The sequence below is a fragment of the Pseudomonas sp. Pse35 genome (assembly GCF_024519715.1).
Lineage (GTDB): Bacteria > Pseudomonadota > Gammaproteobacteria > Pseudomonadales > Pseudomonadaceae > Aquipseudomonas > Aquipseudomonas paracarnis.
The window spans coordinates 1-241 of record NZ_JALJRP010000106.1 but is presented as its reverse complement, the minus strand read 5'-3'; the positions used below and the strand labels follow the sequence as shown (position 1 = coordinate 241).

The 241-nt window shown below is 58.5% G+C and carries 1 protein-coding gene; it reads left to right on the top strand.

Features of this window, described 5'->3' with window-relative positions; translation table 11 throughout:
* Window positions 1–241 (top strand): hypothetical protein (locus OC445_RS27005; protein WP_262020468.1); only part of this gene is annotated, 241 nt, incomplete at both ends.

The following is a 241-nucleotide window of genomic DNA, read 5'->3' as shown; positions in this document are numbered from 1 at the left end:
GCGCCACTGCATCGGACCATTGGCCCCAGCGGCATTCTTGAAGTCAGCGACTGTACCCGCGACCAACAGTACGAAATCACCTTTTACCCCAACGTTTCCAAGGCTCACGTCCAGGCGCTGTATGCGTCCTATGAGTCTGTGATCGCCGGGCTGGAAGCGGATTTGCGCACGGCATGGGCCGAGTATTTCAAGCCTCGATGGGCAGACTTTGCCAAAGCGCCGGCTTACAAGCGCAGTGCCT